The sequence below is a fragment of the Salibacter sp. genome, from assembly GCF_031581065.1.
In the GTDB taxonomy this organism is placed as follows: domain Bacteria; phylum Bacteroidota; class Bacteroidia; order Flavobacteriales_G; family Salibacteraceae; genus Salibacter.
In genome coordinates this window covers 1-6,853 of record NZ_JAVLBN010000071.1, presented here as the reverse complement: position 1 = coordinate 6,853, position 6,853 = coordinate 1, and the positions used below count along the sequence as shown (strand labels likewise).

Genomic DNA, 6,853 nt, shown 5'->3' with positions numbered 1-6,853 from the left:
CTAAAGAAGAGATGACAGGTGTTGTCACAATCCCCGTATCCATAACCCGCCATGCCTGGTAAATATTGGTGTCTCGCACGGCAGACATCAGCCAGTAATCACTATTGTTGGCATGTTTTGTAGCAGTTAAAGTAAATGTACTATTTAAACTATCTTGTATTAACATTCTTTTCCTTCCCTGAACAACAGCTCCTTTATTATTATTGAGCATCATATTTATTTCAGTGTAATACAAACCTATGTGGTAACTACTGTTGTTATAAGGAGGATGAATAATACCGGTATCGAGCAACTCAACCAAATAGTAACTGTTGGGAGAACACGGTTTGGGAATAATAATATTTTCTAAAACATAACTATCATAAATAATTTGAGATGTAGATGTATCTACAAGGGTTCCGTTTTGCATAATCTGGTTGGTAGAATCGTAGATATACGAGGTATAAACATAGAACATCAAATTACCACCCTTATCCGACACAGAATTATTATGGTTTAATGAGGCGTTAAAATGATTACTGTTTGGTAACTGAAAGGGATTAGCTGTTAATCCATTGAAATTGAGCCATTCATGATTATTGTACATCCCTCCTGTTATTGACCAGTTATTAGCCTGCCCACCATGTTGTGGAGATTGAGCTTTTAATGCATCATCAGTCACCCACAAAAACAGGAATAAAATGATTGATATAATATGTTGGCTCCTAAGGGGCATATCATTCAAAGGTAAGCGAAAAGAGGCTGAATATCAAAATGTTGTTTTGTGAGGGGTGAAAGCCGGGCGAGAGTCCGGCTTTTTTAGTTTTATATCCTTACTTTTAAACTTTCAAAAACAACTTCAATCATGAAAAAAGTAACCGGAATTGGCGGAATTTTCTTCAAGTGCAAAGAGCCGGATAAAATGCGCGACTGGTACCGCGATCAACTTGGACTTGTCACAAATGAATACGGATCGCTTTTCGAATTTAGAAAGGCTGATGCTGACGAGCCGGCTTATTTGCAGTGGAGTACGATGAGTGAGGGATCTGACCATTTCAAGCCATCTGAAAAAGAGTTTATGATCAATTACAGGGTCCACGACCTTGAAGCTTTGAAAAAGGAACTCGAAAAATCAGAGGTCAAAATCGTGAGCGATATCGAATCGTTTGAATACGGAAAATTTATGCACATCTTGGATCCTGAAGGAAATAAAATTGAGCTTTGGGAACCGATTGATGAACCTTTCACAAAACTATACAAAGGGCAAACGACAAAATGAAAAGACTTCTGCTCCTCTTCTTTTTAATCAGTCCGCTATTTTCCTTGTCAAAAGGTATCAGTCAGGCCGATGTTGTAGAAAGCAACTTCAGTGATACCACAGTTTATGAACGTGAGCACGAGCTGTTTTTTGTCTATGTCACGATCAAAGGAAAACAGTTTAAATTTTTATTTGACACAGGCGCTATTACTGTATTGAAATCCTCAACAGCAAAATCTGTAGGACTCAAAGCCAATGACACTATCGAAGTGACTGATGGAAACAATGAATCCAAAAAACTGGGAATAATCAAACCACTCGATACACTTAATGTTGGCAACACGACTTTCGCTAATAACTGGAGTGTCGTTTGGGATGACAGCTCTTTCATTTTTGATTGTTTGGGAATTCACGGTATTCTGGGAGCTAACGTCATCAATGCCTGCAACTGGCAATTCGTTCCCGGAGAGGAATCAAACAAGCTGGTTCTGACCGATAAAGTTCACAAACTCCAACACAGGAAAGAAGCCCGAAAATTCAAGATCAAACTCAACAACAGCCAGGGAACACCCTACGTAAAAGTCAAAAAACCAAAAGGTTTGTTCATGTTTGACACCGGGTTTAACGGCAGCGTCAAGCTCAATAAGGGAGGCCTTGGAGTGATGGATCATTTCGAGATGTTGACAGATTCTGTATACCGGGTAGGTTCGGCATATCAAAATTTATTTGGCGAAGAAAACCATGATACATCTGTGATCAGCCTCATGGATATTGAATTCAGGCAGTGGTTTGTAAAAAACGAAGCACAGGCAATCACTACATTCAGATCCGGAAATAAGCCGATGATGGGGACTTACTGGATTGGTGATGGAGTATTCACCTACACGCCAAAAAGAAAACGGATTTGGATTGAGGGCAAACCACTCAACCAACTAAAAACCCTGAAAGGTGTTGGGATTTCAACTCGATCAGAAAACGAAAAATTCATCGTGACTACGCTCATCAAAAACTCTCCTGCTGATGAGGCCGGAATCGAGATTGGTGATGAAATTGTAACGCTCAATACAATAGAATTGGATCTCAATTGCAGTAATTATGAAAACCTGCAAAGAACTTTAGAAAACGGGAGATCAGTGATGTTGGGTATAAAACGTGGGACAGAACTTATGGATGTAACGCTTGAAAATACTCAATACATTTCGCCTTAATCTCTGCGTATTTCAAACTTAGCCAGGCTGTAGTGAACAAGTACTTTTTGCAACTCTCCATCTTTGTAATGAAAATAACTTTCATAGCTACTCTCCCCTTCTACCTTGTAAACGTGCTCTTTAACCAGAGTAACATTTTTCAGGAGGCCCTGCACTTCAGATAATGTTTTGCTGACACCTTTCGGTTCTGAATAATACATCTCAAGCGAAGATATATCAGGCTTATTACTGATTGTTCGCTCCAACTCACCTTCTTCAAAAACTTTGAAAACTCCACTTTCCCTTTTAACCTCAAGAGCATCACGAGTGTCATTATTGACAATATTCCGCATCGTAGATCGCCACAACTCTCCACCTACATGTATCACATTTACAGTGTAGTCAATCGCAAACATTTTAGCCAGGCTAACCTGCGTTTTTGATACTCCGGCATAAACTGTTGTATCACCGGATACAGATTTTGTGACGTAAAAATCACCAACATCTTTACCGCCAACAACAATTGAAAAATTGATCTTTTGTTGTGCTTGGGTCAATAAGAGGAAAAATGAAAAAGTAATGGTCAGAGCCCATTTCATAGCGTACTGTTTACGGTTAATAAAAACAAACCCTCATCCTGCAAAATGCCAGATGAGGGTCTTTCAATATTATTGAAATAAACTTGATATCTGTTGTTTTAAACTACAGCTTTCACATTATCTGCAGCTTCCTGTAACGTAATAGCAGAGTGAACAGCTAAGCCTGAATCATCGATAAGTTTTTTCGCTTCCTCAGCATTTGTGCCCTGAAGGCGAACAATGATTGGAATATCGATATCTCCAATGTTTTTGTAAGCGTCCACAACGCCTTGTGCCACGCGATCACAACGAACGATTCCACCAAAGATATTAACGAGAATAGCTTTAACACTACCATCCTTAAGGATAATTCTAAAAGCCTGTTCAACGCGTTTAGCATCAGCCGTACCACCTACATCGAGGAAGTTAGCAGGATTACCGCCAGATAGCTTGATGATATCCATCGTAGCCATTGCAAGTCCGGCACCGTTTACCATACAGCCAACGTTTCCGTCAAGCTTAACGTAGTTGAGCCCTACTTCACCGGCTTCAACTTCTGTTGGATCTTCTTCCGTTTTATCGCGCATTTCAGCGATATCTTTGTGACGGAAAAGAGCATTGTCATCAACCGTTACTTTTGAGTCAACTGCGAGAATTTGATCGTCAGATGTTTTCAATACAGGATTGATCTCAAACATGCTGGCATCAATTCCTTCGTAAGCTTTGTATAGAGAAATAACAAACTTTGACATTTCCTTAAAAGCCTGTCCAGACAGACCTAAGTTAAACGCCACTTTGCGAGCCTGAAATCCCTGTATTCCAACTTTAGGATCAATTTCTTCAGTGAATATTTTCTCCGGAGTTTTCTCTGCAACAGTTTCAATATCAACACCACCTTCAGGAGAGTACATAATCATATTACGACCTGTTTGACGATTCATCAATACAGACATGTAATATTCTTCAGGCTCATTTTCGCCCGGATAGTAAACATCCTGTGCAATGTATATTTTGCTGACCTTTTTACCTTCTTTTGAAGTTTGAGCAGTAACGAGGTGTCCGCCCAAAATTGCTTTCGCCTTTTCAGGCACTTCATCCAGGCTTTTAGCGAGTACAACACCCCTTGAGCCAGTTTCAGTAACTGTTCCTTTTCCGCGGCCACCGGCATGGATTTGTGCTTTTAGTACAAACCACTCTGTTCCGGTTTCTGACTGTAGCTTTTTGGCAGCTTCAGTTGCTTCTTCAGGTGTTGAGGCTGTGTAGCCTTTTTGGATCTTTACTCCAAAACTTTCTAATAACGATTTTCCTTGATATTCGTGTAAGTTCATGATATTACGCGTTGCTTTATTACGAGTATTTTTTGAGCGACTCAAAAGTAACACATTCAAGTAAAGGGAAAAAGATTTCGAGAAGTATCTAATTCCCTATCTTCGCGAGTCTCAAAAAAATTGCAGTGATACAGGCCAAAAACATTCATAAAAAGTACGGAGAACTAGAGGTTTTAAAAGGAATTGACCTCCACATAAAAAAAGGAGAAATTGTTTCAATTGTAGGCGCTTCAGGTGCCGGAAAAACAACGCTTCTCCAAATTTTGGGAACGCTCGATTTCATGGATAGCGGTTCGCTCAAGATAAATGATATGGACGTGTCAAAATTCAGCCAAAAAGAACTCGCTTCATTCCGCAACAAAAACATCGGTTTTGTATTTCAGTTTCATCACCTTCTACCCGAATTCACGGCAATTGAAAATGTTTCTATCCCCGGTTACATAGGTAAAAGACCCAAGAAAGAAGTCGTTGACAAAGCGGAGCACTATCTCGAATTTTTGGGTCTGAAAGAAAGAATGGAACACAAACCGTCAGAACTCTCAGGTGGCGAACAACAACGTGTAGCTGTGGCTCGCGCACTTATCAACGAGCCGGGAGTATTGATGGCTGATGAACCATCGGGAAATCTCGACACTTCTTCTGCAAAGTCGCTTCACCGGTTGTTTTTCGATTTGCGCGATGAGCTCGATCAAACGTTTGTGATCGTTACGCACAACGAGGAGCTAGCCGATATGGCTGACCGCAAACTCGAAATGAAAGACGGGCTAATCATCGGTCAATGACACGAGCTGAGCTGAAAGAATTCCTTGACGAAAAAGCAGATTTCTATGAACAAAACTGGTTTATCGAGTCTGACCCGATTTCAATTCCGCACCGTTTCAGCAAAAAAGAAGACATCGAGATAGCCGGCTTCCTCTCGGCAACGATAGCCTGGGGACAGCGGAAAACGATTATCAACAATGCCAACAAACTCATGAAGTTGATGGATGAAAGTCCGCACGACTTTGTGATGAACGCTTCAGGAAAAGAGCTTCAACCGCTTGAAAGCTTTGTTCACCGCACATTCAACGGATCTGACCTACTCTTTTTTATAGAAGGATTGAAAAAGCTATATGAAAACCATGGCGGACTCGAAGGAACACTCGGCAATCCAAAAATTCCAACAGTCAAAGAGCGCATAAGCGATTTTAAACGAAAATTCTTTGAGCCTGAACACCTGAAAAGAACTCAAAAGCACGTATCTGACCCGATGAAAGGATCATCAGCAAAACGGCTCAACATGTTTTTGCGCTGGATGGTTCGCTCGCCTGAAAAGGGCGTTGATTTTGGCATTTGGGAAAACCTCTCTCCTAAAAACCTGATGCTTCCGCTCGATGTTCACACGGCTACGCAAGGTCGTAATTTCAAGCTCCTGAAACGCAAACAAAACGATTGGAAAGCGGTTGAGGAAATCACGAAAAGCCTGCAAAAGCTGGATCTGACCGATCCTGTTAAATACGATTTTGCACTATTTGGAATTGGTGCTCACGAAAACTCAATTCTCAATAACCGCTAATATCGGTGAGGCAATCTTCTTTGAATAAGATTCTGTCCTGTGGCGTGAGGTTTCCGGTGATAAAATCAGCCATATTTCCCGATACCTCGTTCTCAAAATACATTACGCAATCCTCGTTGATGCAATGTTTCTCGTGTTCGGGATCGAGGTGATCAGCTGTGAGCGGAACCCCTTTATTGACAAGACCTATAGCATGTCCAATCTCGTGAACGAGTGTTGCCTGTTCAATATTTCTTTTTTGCAATTCTGTAGTACCTACACTGTCGATTACGGGTCTAAAAACAGCCACAACTGATGTATTTGAAATATTCACTCCCACAACTTTATCCACAACTTCACCATCCTGCTCGAGATAGCCGTCAAGAAAAATCACGAAAACGCTGGGTTCAACTTTTGTGGATAAGCGTTTCCTGTGTTGATCAGCTAAATCCACAATTTCTGCAGGAGTAAAGTTTCGGTCAGAGCCGGAAGCGACACTTCTAACAGTATCGGGAATGTTCAGAGCCGGAGTTATTGGCCGCTCATCAAATACAGCCTGCATATTCTCAGCAGTTAAATTCCAGTCGTCAGATTGAGAAAATGGTTCTGCATCACTCTGGTAGGCTACTTCCAGATGAAAAGCCTGAGCATCGTTGTATAACCCATTCAAAAACTTGATGTATTTGTCTGAATCGGGAGAGTTGGGACTTGATTGAACAGTGGTTCCGGCATCATCATCTGTTTGACAGCTCGATACAGCAATAACGAGAGCTGTAATCACTATGAATTTAATCTTTCTCCATTCCATGCTGCTAAATTATGAAAATAGAGAAAGGAACAGTTTAAACCTTAGTTCGATTATTATTTATAGATTCAAATATTCAAAGAAGCCATTAGACAAGGCTCTTTTGCGAAAATTTAGCGGGCTAAATTGAGCAAAAGAAACGCAGTATTAGTGGCTTCTTTGGAAACCCCACATATAAACAGCC

At 40.8% G+C, this 6,853-nt stretch carries 7 protein-coding genes and 1 pseudogene; 4 read left to right on the top strand and 4 right to left on the bottom strand.

The features are described from left to right. Window positions 1–715, bottom strand: a pseudogene (locus RI557_RS11105) (hypothetical protein); the annotation flags it as partial. Between the two features lie 129 nt (window positions 716–844). Between RI557_RS11105 and RI557_RS11100 the strand changes: the two are divergent. Together RI557_RS11100 and RI557_RS11095 are read left to right on the top strand one after the other, a co-directional pair. Beyond that, window positions 845–1,258, top strand: coding sequence for a VOC family protein (locus tag RI557_RS11100; RefSeq protein ID WP_310683800.1), 414 nt, complete (start codon window positions 845–847; stop codon window positions 1,256–1,258). After that, a complete protein-coding gene (locus RI557_RS11095) occupies window positions 1,255–2,445 on the top strand; it encodes a PDZ domain-containing protein (RefSeq protein ID WP_310668448.1) in 1,191 nt (396 codons plus the stop codon). Before RI557_RS11100 ends, RI557_RS11095 begins: the two co-directional genes overlap by 4 nt. Here RI557_RS11095 and RI557_RS11090 read toward each other — a convergent pair. Together RI557_RS11090 and sucC are read right to left on the bottom strand one after the other, a co-directional pair. After that, window positions 2,442–3,023: a DUF6134 family protein gene (locus RI557_RS11090; protein WP_310668447.1), complete on the bottom strand. Its 582-nt coding sequence runs from the start codon at window positions 3,021–3,023 to the stop codon at window positions 2,442–2,444. The genes RI557_RS11095 and RI557_RS11090 overlap by 4 nt on opposite strands. 98 nt (window positions 3,024–3,121) lie before the next feature. Next, window positions 3,122–4,330 carry an ADP-forming succinate--CoA ligase subunit beta gene (gene sucC / locus RI557_RS11085; RefSeq protein WP_310668446.1) on the bottom strand — a complete coding sequence of 403 codons (1,209 nt, stop codon included), beginning with the start codon at window positions 4,328–4,330 and terminating at the stop codon, window positions 3,122–3,124. Between the two features lie 125 nt (window positions 4,331–4,455). Between sucC and RI557_RS11080 the strand changes: the two genes are divergently transcribed. Both RI557_RS11080 and RI557_RS11075 read left to right on the top strand, forming a co-directional pair. Beyond that, window positions 4,456–5,112 (top strand): ABC transporter ATP-binding protein, encoded by a 657-nt coding sequence (locus tag RI557_RS11080; protein WP_310668445.1) that lies wholly within the window; start codon window positions 4,456–4,458, stop codon window positions 5,110–5,112. Continuing rightward, a complete protein-coding gene (locus tag RI557_RS11075; protein ID WP_310668444.1) occupies window positions 5,109–5,885 on the top strand; it encodes a TIGR02757 family protein in 777 nt (258 codons plus the stop codon). The genes RI557_RS11080 and RI557_RS11075 overlap by 4 nt, the downstream gene beginning before the upstream one ends. On the opposite strand, the gene RI557_RS11070 is transcribed toward RI557_RS11075, so the two are convergent. Beyond that, window positions 5,872–6,672: a hypothetical protein gene (locus RI557_RS11070; protein WP_310683798.1), complete on the bottom strand. Its 801-nt coding sequence runs from the start codon at window positions 6,670–6,672 to the stop codon at window positions 5,872–5,874. The genes RI557_RS11075 and RI557_RS11070 overlap by 14 nt on opposite strands. Between the last annotated feature and the right edge of the window lie 181 nt (window positions 6,673–6,853).

Excerpts from the sequence above, each read along its gene's own strand:
- RI557_RS11100 (WP_310683800.1), top strand. The coding sequence starts at position 845 with ATGAAAAAAGTAACCGGAATTGGCGGAATTTTCTTCAAGTGCAAAGAG.
- RI557_RS11095 (WP_310668448.1), top strand. The coding sequence starts at position 1,255 with ATGAAAAGACTTCTGCTCCTCTTCTTTTTAATCAGTCCGCTATTTTCC.
- RI557_RS11090 (WP_310668447.1), bottom strand. The coding sequence starts at position 3,023 with ATGAAATGGGCTCTGACCATTACTTTTTCATTTTTCCTCTTATTGACC.
- sucC (WP_310668446.1), bottom strand. The coding sequence starts at position 4,330 with ATGAACTTACACGAATATCAAGGAAAATCGTTATTAGAAAGTTTTGGA.
- RI557_RS11075 (WP_310668444.1), top strand. The coding sequence starts at position 5,109 with ATGACACGAGCTGAGCTGAAAGAATTCCTTGACGAAAAAGCAGATTTC.
- RI557_RS11070 (WP_310683798.1), bottom strand. The coding sequence starts at position 6,672 with ATGGAATGGAGAAAGATTAAATTCATAGTGATTACAGCTCTCGTTATT.